This window comes from Actinacidiphila cocklensis (assembly GCF_907177275.1).
GTDB classification, from domain to species: Bacteria; Actinomycetota; Actinomycetes; order Streptomycetales; family Streptomycetaceae; genus Actinacidiphila; species Actinacidiphila cocklensis.
Genome location: NZ_CAJSLV010000045.1, coordinates 24,999 through 40,476, shown reverse-complemented (window position 1 = coordinate 40,476; position 15,478 = coordinate 24,999). Strand labels below are relative to the sequence as shown.

The 15,478-nt window shown below is 72.2% G+C and carries 12 protein-coding genes; 4 read left to right on the top strand and 8 right to left on the bottom strand.

Annotated features, from left to right (window positions below):
- Positions 1-33 precede the first annotated feature (33 nt).
- The gene (locus NFU81_RS08725) at positions 34-1,767 is read right to left on the bottom strand and encodes an ABC transporter ATP-binding protein (RefSeq protein ID WP_251486986.1); all 1,734 of its coding nucleotides are present in this window, start codon (positions 1,765-1,767) and stop codon (positions 34-36) included.
- Positions 1,768-1,979: 212 nt separating this feature from the next.
- Between NFU81_RS08725 and NFU81_RS08720 the strand changes: the two genes are divergently transcribed.
- Entirely contained in the window at positions 1,980-2,513 is a 534-nt protein-coding gene (locus tag NFU81_RS08720) for a MarR family winged helix-turn-helix transcriptional regulator (protein WP_251486984.1), read from the top strand.
- 89 nt (positions 2,514-2,602) lie between these two features.
- Here NFU81_RS08720 and mscL read toward each other — a convergent pair whose 3' ends face one another.
- The gene (gene mscL / locus NFU81_RS08715; protein ID WP_251486983.1) at positions 2,603-3,040 is read right to left on the bottom strand and encodes a large conductance mechanosensitive channel protein MscL; all 438 of its coding nucleotides are present in this window, start codon (positions 3,038-3,040) and stop codon (positions 2,603-2,605) included.
- Positions 3,041-3,140: 100 nt separating this feature from the next.
- Complete coding sequence (locus tag NFU81_RS08710) at positions 3,141-4,874, bottom strand: carbohydrate-binding module family 20 domain-containing protein (protein WP_251486982.1); 1,734 nt, start codon at positions 4,872-4,874, stop codon at positions 3,141-3,143.
- A gap of 339 nt (positions 4,875-5,213) precedes the next feature.
- On the opposite strand from NFU81_RS08710, the gene NFU81_RS08705 reads away from it, so the two are divergent.
- Positions 5,214-7,070 (top strand): ABC transporter transmembrane domain-containing protein, encoded by a 1,857-nt coding sequence (locus NFU81_RS08705; RefSeq protein WP_251486980.1) that lies wholly within the window; start codon positions 5,214-5,216, stop codon positions 7,068-7,070.
- The gene (locus tag NFU81_RS08700; RefSeq protein WP_251486978.1) at positions 7,067-8,851 is read left to right on the top strand and encodes an ABC transporter ATP-binding protein; all 1,785 of its coding nucleotides are present in this window, start codon (positions 7,067-7,069) and stop codon (positions 8,849-8,851) included. Before NFU81_RS08705 ends, NFU81_RS08700 begins: the two co-directional genes overlap by 4 nt.
- Before the next feature lie 47 nt (positions 8,852-8,898).
- Here the strand turns inward: NFU81_RS08700 and NFU81_RS08695 are convergent, their stop codons facing one another.
- Positions 8,899-9,693 (bottom strand): metal-dependent hydrolase, encoded by a 795-nt coding sequence (locus NFU81_RS08695; protein WP_251486975.1) that lies wholly within the window; start codon positions 9,691-9,693, stop codon positions 8,899-8,901.
- 134 nt (positions 9,694-9,827) lie between these two features.
- Between NFU81_RS08695 and NFU81_RS08690 the strand changes: the two genes are divergently transcribed.
- Entirely contained in the window at positions 9,828-12,341 is a 2,514-nt protein-coding gene (locus NFU81_RS08690; RefSeq protein WP_251486973.1) for a DEAD/DEAH box helicase, read from the top strand.
- Positions 12,342-12,398: 57 nt separating this feature from the next.
- On the opposite strand, the gene NFU81_RS08685 is transcribed toward NFU81_RS08690, so the two are convergent.
- From NFU81_RS08685 to NFU81_RS08670, 4 genes are all read right to left on the bottom strand, one after another.
- Positions 12,399-13,403, bottom strand: a complete 1,005-nt coding sequence (locus NFU81_RS08685) for a DUF6397 family protein (RefSeq protein ID WP_251486970.1) — start codon at positions 13,401-13,403, stop codon at positions 12,399-12,401.
- 234 nt (positions 13,404-13,637) lie between these two features.
- Positions 13,638-14,039 carry a roadblock/LC7 domain-containing protein gene (locus NFU81_RS08680; RefSeq protein ID WP_251486967.1) on the bottom strand — a complete coding sequence of 134 codons (402 nt, stop codon included), beginning with the start codon at positions 14,037-14,039 and terminating at the stop codon, positions 13,638-13,640.
- Positions 14,040-14,157: 118 nt separating this feature from the next.
- Positions 14,158-14,493, bottom strand: coding sequence for a YnfA family protein (locus NFU81_RS08675; protein WP_251486964.1), 336 nt, complete (start codon positions 14,491-14,493; stop codon positions 14,158-14,160).
- Between the two features lie 172 nt (positions 14,494-14,665).
- The gene (locus NFU81_RS08670) at positions 14,666-15,424 is read right to left on the bottom strand and encodes an alpha/beta fold hydrolase (protein WP_251486961.1); all 759 of its coding nucleotides are present in this window, start codon (positions 15,422-15,424) and stop codon (positions 14,666-14,668) included.
- Positions 15,425-15,478 lie beyond the last annotated feature (54 nt).

Sequence of the window (15,478 nt, the reverse complement as noted above, 5' to 3'; positions counted from 1 at the left end):
TAACCTACGGGCCGCAAGGCCCGGACGCCCGGATCACGGCGCGCTGGTGGCCAGTTGCGTGTCCCGCCGCACCAGGGCCGCGTAGCGGCCGCCCGCGGCGAGGAGTTCGTCGTGGGTACCGCGTTCGATGATCCGCCCCGCGTCGAGGACCACGATCTGGTCGGCGTCGCGGATGGTGGACAGCCGGTGGGCGATGGTGATGGTGGTGCGCCCGGCCGACAGGGTGTCGATGGCGTCCTGGACGGCCTGCTCGGTCCTGGTGTCCAGGGCACTGGTGGCCTCGTCGAGGATGAGCACCGGCGGGTTGCGCAGGATCGTGCGGGCGATGGCCAGCCGCTGCTTCTCGCCGCCGGAGAAGCGGTAGCCGCGCTCACCGACCAGCGTGTCGTACCCGTCGGGCAGGCCGGTGATGTGGTCGTGGATCTGGGCGGCCCGGGCGGCGGCGTGGATCTCCTCGTCGGTCGCGTCCGGCTTGGCGAAGCGCAGGTTCTCCGCGACCGAGGCGTGGAAGAGGTAGGTCTCCTGGGAGACCACGCCGACGGCCGCGGCCAGCGTGTCGAAGGTCAGGTCGCGCACGTCGGTGCCGTCGATGGTGACCCGGCCCGCGGTCACGTCGTACAGCCGCGGCACCAGGTAGCTCAGCGTGCTCTTGCCGGAACCGGTCGCGCCGACGACGGCCAGGCTGCCGCCTGCGGGCACCGCGACGTCGACGCCGCTCAGCGTCGGGGCGCCGGACTCGGGCTCGTAGGCGAAGTCCACGCCCTCGAAGGCGACGTCGCCGCGTACGGTCCCCAGGCTCTGCGCGCCGGGCCGCTCGGTGATGTCCAGTGGCAGGTCGAGGTACTCGAAGATGCGCTGGAAGAGCGCCAGCGAGGTCTGCACCTGCACGCCGGTGGCGAGCAGCGAGACGGTGGGCCGGAAGAGGCCCTGCTGGAGCGATACGAAGGCGACCAGGGTGCCGATGGAGATGGCGGAGCCGCCGTGGCCCGTGGTCAGCCCTGCGGCCCAGTAAAGCAGCGCGGGCATCGCGGACATCACGATGCCGATGACGGCCATCCGCCAGCGGCCCTGCATGTTGGAGCGCACTTCGAGGTCGACCAGGCGCTCGGACTCGGTGGAGAAGTCACGGGTGAGCGAGTCGGCGCGGCCCATGGTGCGGCCGAGCAGGATGCCGCTGACCGACAGCGACTCGGTGACGATCGCGGACATCGACGCCATCTGCTTCTGGCGCTCGGTGGCGATCTTCTTGCGCTCGCGGCCGACCCGCCTGGCGATCCAGACGAACACCGGAAGCAGCAGCAGGGAGACGATGGTCAGCCGCCAGTCCAGCGCCGCCATCGCCACGACCGAGGCGATCACGGCGGTGGCGTTGGAGACCAGCGAGGTCGCGGTGGAGGTGACGGTGGCCTGCATGCCGCCGATGTCGTTGGCGATCCTGGACTGCACCTCACCGGTGCGGGTGCGGGTGAAGAAGGCCAGCGACATGCGCTGCAGGCGCTCGTAGACGGAGGTCCGCAGGTCGTGCATGACGCGCTGGCCGACGGTGGTGGAGATCAGGGTCTGCAGGACGCCGAAGACGCCGGTGGCGACGGCGGTGGCGATCATGCCGAGCGCGAGCACGCTCAGCAGGCCGGTGCGGCCCTGCGGGATCGCGGTGTCCAGGATGGCCCGCAGCAGGAACGGCGAGGCGACGGAGACCAGCGAGGACAGGGCCACCAGGACGCCCACGACGGCCAGCCGGCCGCGGTAGGGGCGGAAGAGCCGCATGATGCGGCGGACGTCGGTGGGTTCCGTGGGTTTCTTCTTCGGTGGGGACCACCGGGACGCGAGATCGTTTTCGGGGCGCAAAGGACTCCTCGGGACAGGACGGCACGGGGCGGCACGGGGCGGCACGGTCAGGTGTACGTGACTCTCGACGGAGAGTGTAGGTCATTGTTACCTATGCTCACAATGAACTACCTCCTGCTACGCTGTATTCCATGGACACCCGCACCATCGAGCACGCTCCGGCCGCCGCCTCCGCGGAAACACGCGCGGAAGCACCTGCGAACGGTCCTACGGACGGGCCTGCTGACGAGGTCACCGGCCGGCTCGCCGATCAGCTGATACGGCTGAGCCGGCGGCTCCACCGCGCCCAGCGCCGGCTGCTCGAACCGCTGGGCATCACGCCGGCGCAGGCCCGGCTGCTGCGTACCCTGGCGCACTGCGAGGAGCCGCCGCGGATGGCCGATCTGGCCCAGCGCCTCGAGGTGGTGCCGCGGGCGGTGACGACGCTGGTGGACGCGCTGGAGGAGCAGGAGCTGCTGCGCCGGGTGCCCGATCCGCACAACCGCCGGGTGATCAGGATCGAGCTGCGCGACGGGGGCCGCCGGGCGCTGGCCGATCTGCGGCACGCCAGACGGACCGCGGCCGCGGAGATCCTGGCGCCGCTGGACGAGGGCAGCCGGGCGGCACTGACCGACCTGCTCGCCGCGCTCGACCGGGACGAGGCGGCGGAGCCGCGCCGCTGCTGAGGCGTCCGGCCGTACCGCAGAAGGAAGGGCCGGGCCAGGGGCTCTGTGCCCCGGGACCGGCCCTGTCGCCTGCCGCTGACCGGCGGCGGTTACTTGTCGGCGGGGCCGCCCTGCGGGACCACGGTGGTCGGCGCTATGGGCGCCGTGCAGGCGCTGCACCGCTTGGCCGCCGCCGGGATCGCGGTCAGGCACTCCGGGCACTCGCGCATCGGGGCGCCGGTGGCCTTCGGGAAGAACTTCTCCTGCATCCGGTTCATCGGCATCACGACCAGGAAGTAGATCACCGCCGCGACGATCACGAAGCTGATCGTCGCGTCGATGAATATGCCGTACGGGAAGGTGACACCCGAGGCGTGGAAGGTCCTGGCGCTGAAGTCACCGGTGGCGCCGCTGACCAGGCCGACGATCGGGGTCAGGAACGCCTTGACGAAGCCGTTCACCAGGGCGGTGAAGGCGGCGCCGATGACGATACCGACCGCGAGTTCGACGACGTTGCCGCGCAGCAGGAAGGTGCGGAAGCCCTTCATGGGTGGGGGTCCCCTCTGTGGTCAAGATCAGTGGAAGACCACAGTGTGCCGGGTCCTGCCACAGAGGGGTGAATCGGCGGTGCGGTGAGCGCCCCGGCGGTCAGTTCCGCCAGGTGTCGTTCAGTACGACCTTGCCGCTCGCCGGGACGGTGGCCGTCCGGTTGGCGCCGGACTCCCAGGTCACGTTTCCGCTGCCGTCCTTCCGGATGTACTTGTACTGGAAGGCGGTGCCGGCGGCCATGGTGACGTCCAGCTTCCACACCGGGTAGCTCGCCGAGGACAGCAACAGGGCGCTGCCGGTGCTCCAGTTGCCCAGGGTGGCGTTGTCACCGACGACGTAGATGTTCTGGCCGAAGACCGTGCTGGCGTTCACCGCGAAGGACGCGCCCGCCGCGGGGTCGGTGGTGCCGCCGCCGGTCGTGCCGCCGGTGGTGCCGCCGGTGGAGCCGCACGGCCCGCCGGCGTAGAGGGCGACCGCGTCGTTCGCCCCGATGGTGGCGGTGAACCTGCCGTCTGAGCCGACGGAGTAGGTGGCGCCGCCGTGCTGCACGTCGCAGTAGGTGCCGGCGGGCAGCGAGGTGGTGAAGGTCTGGGTGAGCGCGCCGCCCTCGTGGTTGATCGCGACGAAGCCCTTGCTGCCGCGGCCGAAGGCGATGGCGTTGTTGCCATTGTCCCACCAGTTGGTGACCGCGGTGCCGGCGACGGCGTTGCGGAAGCCGACCATGCCGGAGATCTGCGGCCAGGCGTGCTGGCACTTCCAGCCGTCGCTGTAGCAGGCGTTGACGGTGCCGCCGTTGGGCGGGCCGGCGTCGTTGCTGGAGAACTCGTAGCCGGAGTAGACGTTCGGCGAGCCGTAGGGCCAGGCCAGCAGGTAGACGTTGGCCAGGGTGTAGGTGGCGTTGTCCTTGTAGCTCAGCGTCGAGCCGTTGCGCTCGGTGTCCCAGTTGTCGACGAAGGTCCTGGCCTTGTCGCTGGAGACGTAGCCGGCGCCCCAGGACGCGCCCCAGGTCTTCAGCGAGGCCAGCTGCTGCCCGCTGAAGATCCGCTTGAGGTCGAAGGCGCCCTGGAAGGCGTCCACGTCGCCGGTGTTGACGTACTCGCCGGGCTGCACGGCCTCGCCTGCGCCGTAGATCGCCTCCTGCGCCCAGTAGACGTTCGGGTTGCTGAGCTTGGACTTGATCGCCGCGAGGTCGGTCTCCGCCATGTGCTTGGCGGCGTCGACGCGGAAGCCGTCCACGCCCAGCGAGAGCAGGTGGTTCAGGTAGCCCGCGATGGTGCTGCGCACGTAGTCGCTGCCGGTGTCGAGGTCGGCGAGGCCGACCAGCTCGCAGTTCTGGACGTTGGAGCGGTCCTGGTAGTTGGTGATGTTCGTCCGGCAGGTGTGGAAGTCCTGGTCCTGGTAGTAGCCGGGGTAGTTGTACTTGCTGTAGACGGTGCCGCCGGTGCCGGTCCCCGAGCCTGCCGACATGTGGTTGATGACCGCGTCGGCGACGACCTTCACGCCGGCGGCGTGGCAGGTGCTCACCATGCCGGCGAACGACGACTCGTTGCCCAGCCGGTTCTGCAGCTTGTAGCTGACCGGCTGGTAGGAGGTCCACCACTGGTCGCCCTGGATGTTCTCGGTGGCGGGCGAGACCTCGACGTAGCCGTAGCCGGCCGGGCCGAGCTGGTCGGTGCACGCCTTGGCGACCGAGTCGTAGCGCCACTGGAAGAGCGTCGCCGTGACGTCCTTGCTGCCTGGCGGGGTCGCCTGCGCCTGCGGGACGGAGGCGGCGAACAGTCCTGCCGCCGCGACGGCGGCGGCCAGCAGGCCGTTCAGGGCACGGGATCTCATGGGCGGCTCCTTCGGAGAGCGGGCACAGCGGTGCCCCTGCGAAGGCAGCCACGCGCCTGGCCGCCGGGTGGGGGGAGTGACCGGAACACCGGTCCCTCGGGTTCCGCCCAGGAGCTTCCCGCCGCCGGTGCGTACACGTCAAGACGTTGACGGAAGAACTTTCGTCGCCTTACTGCAAGTTGTTGCCGTCGAGTCGGGCGGCGGTGGAAAAACGGGTTGACCGGGCGCCGTCGAATTCGCGAGGGTTGCACGGTTCAGGACTGCACTTGGCGCAGTTTCTCCCATTCCGTCCGGCAGGTCCTTCCGCTCCCCAGTCGACCGCTCCGACCCCAGGACACCATGACGTCCCTACGCGACCTTCCGCTGTCCGACCCCGGTGTGCCCGACGCCAGATCGGGCCTGCGCCTGCTGCTCTGGCTGGAGATCCGGCAGTGGCGCGGCCAGGTGCTCGCCGCCGCCTGGGGCCTCCTGCACATGGCCGCGGTCGCCTCCTTCCCCGCCGCGGTGGGCCTGGCCGTACAGGCCGTGGTGGACGGCTCAGGCAAGCACCTGGCGCTGGCCGGCGCCCTGATGCTGCTGCTCGGGCTGCTCACCGCGCTCGGCGACACGATGCTGCACCGCACGGCGGTGACCAACTGGATCAGCGCCGCGGCCCGCGTGCAGCAGCTCCTCGCGGGCAAGACCGTCGAGCTGGGCGCGGTACTCACCCGGCGGGTGGCGGCGGGCGAGGTGGTGGCCGTCAGCACCGGCGACGTCGAGAAGATCGGCTGGTTCGTCGAGGCGCTGGCCCGCTTCACCTCTGCGCTGCTCGCCACCGTCGGAGTGGCCGTCGCCCTGCTGGTCTACCAGCCCGAGCTGGGCGTGGTGGTCGCCGCCTCCGTGCCGGTGCTCGCCCTCGCGGTGCTGCCGCTGCTGCCCGCGGCGACCCGGCGGGCCGACCTCCAGCGGGAGAAGGCCGGCAAGGCCACGGAGCTGGCCTCCGACACGGTCGCGGGACTGCGGGTGCTGCGCGGCATCGGCGGCGAGGACCTCTTCCTCGACCGCTACCGCCGCGCCTCGCAGCAGGTGCGGACCGCGGCGGTGCACAGCGCCCGGATGTGGGCGCTGATCAGCGCGGTCCAGGTGCTGCTGCCCGGCCTGCTGCTGGTGGCCGTCGCCTGGTACGGCGCCAGGCTCGCGCTGGACGGGCGGATCTCGGTGGGCGAACTGGTCACCGTCTACGGCTCGGTGGCCTTCCTGATGATGCCGCTGCGGAACTTCGAGGAGATCGCCATGGCCTGGTCCTTCTCGCGGCCCTCGGCCAAGCGCGCGGCCCGTGTGCTGGCGCTGCGCCGCAGCCAGGACGACGGTGTGCCGCCGGCGGCGGACGGCGCCGCGGACGCCGCCGACCTGCCCGAGCTGACCGGTGAGCTGCACGACCCGCTGACCGGGCTGCGCGCCGTGCCCGGTCAGCTGACCGCCGTGGTGTGCGGCGACCCGGACGCGGCGGGGCGGCTGGCGGACCGGCTGGGCGGCCACAGCCCCTCCGGCACCGGCGACGAGCCCTCGGCGACGCTCGGCGGCCACCGGCTCGACGCACTGCCGCTGGCCGCGGTCAGGACCGCGGTGCTGGTCCAGGACAAGGACCCGGTGCTGCTGTCGGGCACGCTGGCCGAACTGCTCGCAGTGCCGTCGACGGGCCGCGTCACGCCCGGCGAGGCGCTGGCCGCGGCCCAGTGCGGCGACGTGCTGGACGCGCTGGCCCAGTCGCTGGCCGACCCGGGGAAGTCCGCGGAAGCTGCCGATCCCATGCGCGCCCGGATCACCGAGCGCGGCCGCTCGCTGTCCGGCGGGCAGCGGCAGCGTCTCGCGCTGGCCCGCTCGCTGGTCGCCGACCCCGAGGTGCTGGTGCTCGACGAGCCGACGTCGGCGGTCGACGCCCACACCGAGGCCCGTGTCGCCCGCGCCCTCGGCGCGGTCAGGGCCGGCCGCACGACCGTCGTCCTCACCTCCAGCCCGCTGGTGCTCGACCGGGCCGACCGGGTGGTCTTCGTCGACGAGGGCACTGCGACGGCCGCGGGCAGCCACCTCGACCTGCTGCGCACCGACCCGCGCTACCGCGCTGTCGTCACCAGGGAGCCCGACCCCGCCGCCGGGCCGGTCCCCGCGCCCCTCGGCGCCCCGGGCGCCACCGCAACGATGGAGGAAACCGCATGATCGGCGTGCGACCGCCGGAGTACGACCCGGCCGCGCCGCAGCAGAGCAACACCCTGCCGGTGGGCTCGCCCGCGACGGTGCGCGCCTACGTCCGCGAGCTGGCCAGGCGGCACCGCGGTGACTTCGCCCTGCTGGTGGGCGTCAACACGGTGGCCGTGCTGGCCTCGATGGTGGGTCCCTACCTGCTCGGCGGGCTGGTGCAGGACATGTCCGACGGCAGGCGGGACGACGTCCACCTGGGCCGGACAGTGGCCTTCTTCCTGACCGCGCTGGCAGTGCAGGCGTATTTCGTCCGGCTGGTCAGGCTGCGGGGCGCGATCCTCGGCGAGCTGATGCTGGCCGACCTGCGGGAGGACTTCCTGGTGCGGTCGGTGTCGCTGCCGCCGGGCGTCCTGGAGCGCGCGGGCACCGGCGACCTGCTCTCCCGGATCACCACCGACATCGACCGGCTGGCCAACGCGATGCGCGAGGCGGTGCCCGAACTGGCCATCGCCGTGGTCTGGGCGGGACTGCTGCTGGGCGCCCTCGCCGTGACCTCGCCGCCGCTCGCGCTGTCCGTGCTGGTCGCCCTGCCGGTACTGCTGGTGGGTGTGCGCTGGTACTTCCGCCGCGCCCCGCAGGCCTACCGCTCCGAGGCCGCCGGATACGCGGCGGTCGCCGCGGTGCTCGCCGAGTCCGTCGACGCCGGCCGCACCATCGAGGCGCACGGCCTGGGCGGCCGCCGGGAGGAGCTGTCGCGGCAGCGGATCGGCCAGTGGGTGGCGTGGGAGCGCTACACGATGTGGCTGCGCACCGTCCTTTTCCCGGTGATCAACGCCACCCACACGCTGATCCTCACCGCGGTGCTGATGATCGGCGGTGCCTTCGCCCTGAACGGGTGGGTGTCGGCGGGCGAACTGACCACCGGTGCGCTCTACGCCCAGATGCTGGTGGACCCGGTCAACCTCATCCTGCGCTGGTACGACGAGCTGCAGGTCGCCCAGGTCTCGCTGGCCCGGCTGGTCGGGGTGCGCGAGGTCGAGGAGTCGGCCGGGGACGAGGAGATCTCCCCGCAGGGCCGCGAGGTCGCCGCCGACGAGGTGCGCTTCGGCTACCGCAAGGGCGCCGACGTCCTGCACGGCATCAGCCTCAGCGTGCCGCCCGGCACCCGGGTGGCGCTGGTCGGACCGTCCGGGGCGGGCAAGTCCACCCTCGGCCGGCTGCTGGCGGGGATCTACGCACCGCGCAGCGGCGAGGTCACCCTCGGCGGCGCCGAGCTGGCCAGGATGCCGGCCGAGCGGGTCCGCGAGCACGTGGCGCTGGTCAACCAGGAGCACCACGTCTTCGTCGGCACCCTCCGCGACAACCTGCAGCTCGCCAGGGCGGCCGCGGTGGACGAGGACATCTGGGAGGCGCTGCGCGCGGTGGACGCCGAGGACTGGGCGCGGTCGCTGTCCGACGGCCTGGACACCGAGGTCGGCTCCGGGGGCGCCGTGCTCACCCCCGCGCAGGCCCAGCAACTCGCGCTGGCCCGTCTGGTGCTGGCCGACCCGCACACCCTGGTGCTCGACGAGGCCACCTCGCTGCTCGACCCGCGGGCCGCCCGCCATCTGGAGCGCTCGCTGTCCCGGGTCCTGGACGGCCGTACGGTCGTCGCCATCGCGCACCGGTTGCACACCGCCCACGACGCGGACGTGATCGCGGTGGTCGAGGACGGCCGGATCAGCGAGCTGGGCAGCCACCACCAGCTGGTGGAGGCCGACGGGGCCTACGCGGCCCTGTGGCGGTCCTGGCACGGCTGACCCGCCGCCGGCCGCCCGCCCACCGGGCGGGTGCGCCGGGCGGGCGGTCAGCCGATGATGCCCAGGGCGCCAAGGGCGCAGCCGCCGCCGACGACGAAGAAGACCGGGGTGAGGACCTTGATCTCCACCCAGCTCCCGGCCCGGAAGCGCATGAACTTCGGCGGGCCGACCGGGTACCAGCGGCGGCGGCCGATCGGTATCGGCCACAGGACCGGGCAGCCGGACACGGTCAGCGCGTCGCCGATGCAGTGCACCAGCGAACCCAGCACGATCGGCAGGCCGATCCACAGGTAGTGCTGGCCCGGCTGCGTGAACAGCCAGTCCTTGCCGTTGCCCGGGTCGTCCAGCACGTCGGCGAGCATCCAGGCGCTGGTCGCCCCGAGCAGCCACACCAGTACGTCGCTCGACATCCTGGCCTGCCGCCACAGCAGGCCCTCCACCGCGAGCACCATGTGGATGAAGAGGATGACCAGTACCGCCCAGCGGCCCCCGTAGACCGCGGCCGCCGAGAAGCCGCCGCCGACCAGTACCGCCCACAGCCAGGTGTGGGTCAGGGTGCGGTGGCCGCCGGCCCGCCGCGGGTCGCCCTTCTTGCGGGTCGCCTTGTAGGTGGCGTGCGCCAGCCCGTCCACGATCTTGCACAGCGCCCGGGACAGCGGGCCGAAGGCCCGGGAGATCGTCGCCGCCTGGTGGTCCAGGTCGGGGGCGAGTGCGGCACCCGCGCAGATCAGCGCGCCCACCAGCACGGTCGGCCAGGGCATCGGGTGGCCGAGGCCCGCCGCGATCGCCCCGACGCCCAGCCAGGCCGCCGCTCCGGACAGTGAGTGCGCTGGTCCCATCATGGTGCTGCTCCGTCCCCCAGAAGTGCCGCCCGGAGGCGGAGTTGACGCGTGGTCGACGGCACACCCTATCGCCGATGATCACGGCCGCCGCCTCCGGTTCCTCGTGTGACGGCTGGGACAGGCAAGATGGTGGGGTGACCCTTATCGATCAGCTGCCGTCCGATGCCGACCCCGACGCCCTCTTCGAAGCGTTCTCGACGTGGGCGCAGGGGGAGGGCATCTCGCTCTACCCTGCCCAGGAGGAGGCGCTGATCGAGGTGGTCTCGGGTGCGAACGTGATCCTCTCCACCCCGACCGGTTCCGGAAAGAGCCTGGTCGCGGCGGGTGCGCACTTCGCGGCACTGGCCCGCGACGAGGTCACCTTCTACACCGCGCCGATCAAGGCGCTGGTCTCGGAGAAGTTCTTCGACCTCTGCAAGCTCTTCGGCACCGAGAACGTCGGGATGCTGACCGGTGACGCCTCGGTCAACCCCGACGCCCCGGTGATCTGCTGCACGGCCGAGGTTCTGGCCTCGATCGCGCTGCGGGACGGCAAGGACGCCGACGTCGGCCAGGTGGTCATGGACGAGTTCCACTTCTACGCCGAGCCGGACCGCGGCTGGGCCTGGCAGATCCCGCTGCTGGAACTCCCGCAGGCGCAGTTCCTGCTGATGTCGGCCACTCTCGGTGACGTCTCCCGCTTCGAGGGGGACCTGACCCGCCGCACCGGCCGGCAGACCGCGGTGGTGCGCTCGGCGATCCGTCCGGTGCCGCTGAGCTACGAGTACCGCAGCACCCCGCTGACCGAGACGCTGACCGAACTGCTGGAGACCCGTCAGTCGCCGGTCTACATCGTGCACTTCACCCAGGCCGCGGCCGTCGAGCGGGCGCAGGCGCTGATGAGCATCAACATGTGCACCCGGGCGGAGAAGGACGCGATCGCCGACCTGATCGGCAACTTCCGCTTCACCACGGCCTTCGGCCGCAATCTGTCGCGCTACGTCCGGCACGGCATCGGTGTGCACCACGCGGGGATGCTGCCCAAGTACCGCCGCCTGGTGGAGAAGCTGGCGCAGGCCGGGCTGCTCAAGGTGATCTGCGGGACGGACACCCTCGGCGTGGGCGTCAACGTACCGATCCGCACGGTGCTCTTCACCGCGCTCACCAAATACGACGGGCAGCGGGTGCGCGTGCTGCGCGCCCGGGAGTTCCACCAGATCGCCGGCCGCGCCGGGCGGGCCGGCTTCGACACCGCGGGCTTCGTCGAGGCGCAGGCGCCCGAGTACGTCATCGAGAACGAGAAGGCGCTCGCGAAGGCCGGCGACGACCCGAAGAAGCGCCGCAAGGTGGTCCGCAAGAAGGCACCCGAGGGCTTCGTCGGCTGGTCGCAGGCCACCTTCGAGAAGCTCATCGGCTCCGACCCGGAGCCGCTGACGTCGCGCTTCCGGGTCACCCACGCAATGCTGCTGTCGGTGATCGCCCGCCCGGGCAACGCCTTCGACGCGATGCGCAGCCTGCTGGAGGACAACCACGAGGACCGCCGCGCGCAGCTGCGGCACATCCGGCGGGCCATCGCCATCTACCGCTCGCTGCTGGCCGGCGGTGTCGTGGAGCGGCTCGCCGAGCCGGACGCGGAAGGCAGGATCGTCCGGCTGACGGTCGACCTGCAGCAGGACTTCGCGCTGAACCAGCCGCTCTCGACCTTCGCGCTGGCCTCCTTCGAACTGCTCGACCCCGACTCCCCCTCCTACGCCCTGGACATGGTGTCCGTCGTGGAGTCGACGCTCGACGACCCGCGGCAGATCCTGGCCGCCCAGCAGAACAAGGCCAGGGGCGACGCGGTGGCGGCGATGAAGGCCGACGGCGTCGAGTACGAGGAGCGCATGGAGCGCCTGCAGGACGTGTCGTACCCCAAGCCGATGGAGGAGATCCTGCTGCACGCCTACGGCGTGTACCGCAAGAGCCACCCGTGGGTCGGTGATCATCCGCTGTCCCCCAAATCCGTGGTGCGCGACATGTACGAGCGCGCCATGACGTTCTCCGAGTTCACCTCGTACTACGAGCTGGCCAGGACCGAGGGCATCGTGCTGCGCTATCTGGCCGGTGCCTACAAGGCGCTGGAGCACACCGTGCCCGACGACCTCAAGTCCGAGGACTTCCAGGATCTGACCGCCTGGCTCGGTGAGCTGGTCCGGCAGGTCGACTCCAGCCTGCTGGACGAGTGGGAGCAGTTGGCCAACCCCGAGGAGGAGAGCGCGGAGGAGGCCGCGGAACGCGCCGACCAGGTCAAGCCGGTCACCGCGAACGCCCGCGCCTTCCGGGTGCTGGTGCGCAACGCGCTCTTCCGCCGGGTGGAGCTGGCGGCGCTGGAGAAGTACCACCAGCTCGGCGAGTTGGACGCGGAGTCCGGCTGGGACGCCGACACCTGGGCGGACGCGATGGACGCCTACTGGGACGAGTACGACGACCTGGGCACCGGCCCCGACGCCCGCGGCCCGAAACTGCTGCAGATCGAGGAGCAGCCGGAGCACGGCCTGTGGCGGGTGCGCCAGACCTTCGCCGACCCCAACGGCGACCACGGCTGGGGCATTTCGGCCGAGGTGGACCTGGCGGCCTCCGACGAGGAGGGCCGGGCGGTGATCAGGCTCACCGGCGTCGGCGAGCTGTGAGGACGCCGGGCAGGAGCCCGCTCGGCACCCCGTGCGCCCGGCCGCCCCGCACGGGGCTCACCCGTCGGTGACCTGCCTGCGGCCCCGCAGCAGCCTGCGCAGACTCCGCCGCGGCCGGTCCTCGGCCAGCCAGAGCGCGGGGCCGGACGTGGACACGTGGGCGGGCGGGTCCACCGGTGCGGGCACCGGCCCCGACTGCGCCGCCCGCACGGGCGGTGCCGCGGGAGCCGCAGAGGCCGGTCGCGGCACCGGGTCCCGGTCCCTGGCCCGGCCCAGCGCGTCGGCCAGCGCGACCAGGCCCAGCGCGATCTCGTCCGGATGGTCGGCCGTGGCGAGCCGCCCGATCAGCGCGGCGTCCGCCAGCGGCCCGGGCCGGCCGGGCGGCAGCACCTGGTGGATCCCGCGCAGCCGCGAGCGCTCGTACGGATCGGGCACCGCCGACTCGGTCATCTCCGGGCCGAGCAGTGCGGCCCACACCGCGGCCTCCTCCCAGGGGTCCCACGCGTCCCTCGCCAGTTGGGCGACCCGGCGGGACCGCCAACCGCGCGGCCGACAGTCCTCCCCGTCTGCCGACTCGCGCACCGCCGCGGGCAGCCGCCCGGCCAGTAGCGCGGGACTGTCCGCCGCGAAGTCCCGCAGCTCGCAGGCCAGATAGAGCCAGACCAGGGCGCGATAGCGGTTCACGTACCAGCGCACCGGGCGGACACAGCCGGCTCTGGTCAGCCGGAGCAGCCGATCACGGCTGATCCCCAGGAACTCGGCGCCTTCTGTGGTGTTGACCAGCCGGATCCTCGCCAGCAGGGCCTGCGTCCCGCCCCCGGTGTCCCGCAGCCTGGCGATCTCCTCCTCGGTCACCCGCGGCCGATCCGTGCCGCCACCGACCGTCACGATCTCGCCGAGCTGCACGGCCAGCTCGAAATCCGGGAATTCCAGGCCCAGTTCCTCGCGCGCCCGGTTGAGGGTGAGGGTCCGCGGCCCGCCAGGAGCCGCACCGCGCAGCCCGGCCGCGCGGGTCCGGCGCGCGCCGGCCACCTCGGTCGCCCTGCGCGCCCTGCCAGCCACGCCTGTTGTGCCTGCCGTCCCGGACACGCCCGGCCTGCCCGCCCCGCCCGTCTTCGTCGTCACCACTGTCGTCACTCCCCGCATCGCTCAACTACTGACAGTGACGACTCTAGCGCGCACGGCGAACACGCGTTCCCAGCCCTGTGGATAACTCCCGTTCCCGCAGCTCAGCGATGCCGACAACGGCTGCGGGAACACTTCAACGGCCGCTCGGCCGCACGGTCGGACGCCGGGTCAGAACGGCGAGCCCGGCCCGCGGGCCGCAACGCCCAGGTGCTCCCCGACCCGGTGCACCAGCAGCGTCATCTCGTAGGCGACCCGGCCGACATCGGCCTCCATGCCGCTGAGCACCGAGAGGCAACTGCCGTCGCCCGCCGCGGTCACGAAGAGGTAGCCCTCGTCGAACTCGACCATGGTCTGCCTGACCCCGCCGGTGCCGAACTGCCGGCCCGCACCTTTCGCGAGGCTGTGGAAGCCGGACGAGACGGCGGCCAGGTGCTCGGCCGCCTGCCGGTCGAGACCGCCGCTGGCGCCCGTGACCAGGCCGTCGTTGGACAGGACGAGCGCGTGCTTCACATGCGGCACGCGCTGCGTCAGGTCATCGAGCAGCCATGCGAGCCTGTTGCTCACCGTCATCGCCCCTGCCTTCCGTCTCCCCTGCCCTAGAGCCTGTCGCGCCGGGCGCACTTCGGCAACCCCGCCTCTGCCCGCCGCACTGCCCGAAGTACCGCGCAGGGCACGGAAACGGCGGAATTCAGCCGCCGCGCGGCGCGTACATGATGACGCCCACCCCGACCAGGCAGATCACCGCTCCGGCGATGTCGAACCGGTCCGGCCGGTAACCGTCGGCGACGACGCCCCACAGGAGGGAGCCCGCCACGAAGACGCCGCCGTAGGCGGCCAGGATGCGGCCGAAGTCGGCGTCCGGCTGGCGGGTCGCGACGAATCCGTAGAGGCCCAGGGCCACAACGCCCGCGCCCATCCACCCGATGCCGCGGTGCTCGCGCACCCCCTGCCAGATTAGCCAGGCGCCGCCGATCTCCAGTACGGCGGCGAGCACGAAGAGGGCAACGGAACGCAGGGTGATCATGCCCCCATGATGCATGGCCAGTATCGGAGGCGAACGGCCCCTGGCTTTTCTCGCCGCCCGGTGTGCGGCGGCCGGGAGCGGTAGCCGCCCGACGGCTCACGGGAGCGGGGTCCGCGGTCCCTGTCCGCGGTCCCCTGTTCGCGTTCCCCTGCCCCCTGCTCGCTGTCCACGGTCAGGCGGCCGCGCTGATCGCCGCCGCGTAGGCCCGCGGGTTGTCGAACATGATGCAGTGCCCCGAGTCCGGCACCCGGACCACCCGGACGCCCGCAGCGGCCAGGCCGTCCAGGTCGTCGATCCCGTCGCCGACCTCCCCCACCAGGTAGGTGCGCGGGATGCCGAGGCCGGTCAGCATGGCGCGCATCGTCGGCTCGGTGCCGCGGATCAGCCCGCACGCACTGCGGTGCAGGGCCAGCGGGTCGGCCAGGCGCATCGTCGAGCGCCACAGCCAGCCCACCCGTTCGAGCGTGGCCGCGAAGCCGCCGCCGTGCACGAACTCCTCCTCCGACCAGCCGGCCACCCCGCTGCTCGTGATGCCCGGCGCCGGCACCGGATCGAGGTTCGCCTCCGCCAGGACGAGCCGGGAGACCAGGTCGGGCCTGCGGTAGGCCAGCACGATCGCCACCGAGCCGCCCATGCTGTGCCCGACCACCTCGGCCCCGTCCACCCCGGCAGCGTCCAGGACCGCCGCAAGCGCCGAAGCGTGGTCCTCGAGGGAGTAGCCGAAGTCGGCCGGGCGGTCGCTGATGCCGAAGCCGGGCAGGTCGACGTAGAGCGTGCGCCGCCCGGCGAGTTCGGGATACGCGGACAGGTGGGCCGTGTAGGGACCCGAGGCCGCACCCAGGCCGTGCACATGGACGCGGGCCGGTCCCACGCCCTCCGACTCGGTCCACCGGATGTACGCGCCCTCGGGGCCGAACTCCGTCTGCTGCATGACTGCCGCCTCTCTCCGTGTCCGTGCCGTGCTCCCACGGCATCCGGACTATAC

Excerpts from the sequence above, each read along its gene's own strand:
- NFU81_RS08725 (WP_251486986.1), bottom strand. The coding sequence starts at position 1,767 with ATGCGGCTCTTCCGCCCCTACCGCGGCCGGCTGGCCGTCGTGGGCGTC.
- NFU81_RS08720 (WP_251486984.1), top strand. The coding sequence starts at position 1,980 with ATGGACACCCGCACCATCGAGCACGCTCCGGCCGCCGCCTCCGCGGAA.
- mscL (WP_251486983.1), bottom strand. The coding sequence starts at position 3,040 with ATGAAGGGCTTCCGCACCTTCCTGCTGCGCGGCAACGTCGTCGAACTC.
- NFU81_RS08710 (WP_251486982.1), bottom strand. The coding sequence starts at position 4,874 with ATGAGATCCCGTGCCCTGAACGGCCTGCTGGCCGCCGCCGTCGCGGCG.
- NFU81_RS08705 (WP_251486980.1), top strand. The coding sequence starts at position 5,214 with ATGACGTCCCTACGCGACCTTCCGCTGTCCGACCCCGGTGTGCCCGAC.
- NFU81_RS08700 (WP_251486978.1), top strand. The coding sequence starts at position 7,067 with ATGATCGGCGTGCGACCGCCGGAGTACGACCCGGCCGCGCCGCAGCAG.
- NFU81_RS08695 (WP_251486975.1), bottom strand. The coding sequence starts at position 9,693 with ATGATGGGACCAGCGCACTCACTGTCCGGAGCGGCGGCCTGGCTGGGC.
- NFU81_RS08680 (WP_251486967.1), bottom strand. The coding sequence starts at position 14,039 with ATGACGGTGAGCAACAGGCTCGCATGGCTGCTCGATGACCTGACGCAG.
- NFU81_RS08675 (WP_251486964.1), bottom strand. The coding sequence starts at position 14,493 with ATGATCACCCTGCGTTCCGTTGCCCTCTTCGTGCTCGCCGCCGTACTG.
- NFU81_RS08670 (WP_251486961.1), bottom strand. The coding sequence starts at position 15,424 with ATGCAGCAGACGGAGTTCGGCCCCGAGGGCGCGTACATCCGGTGGACC.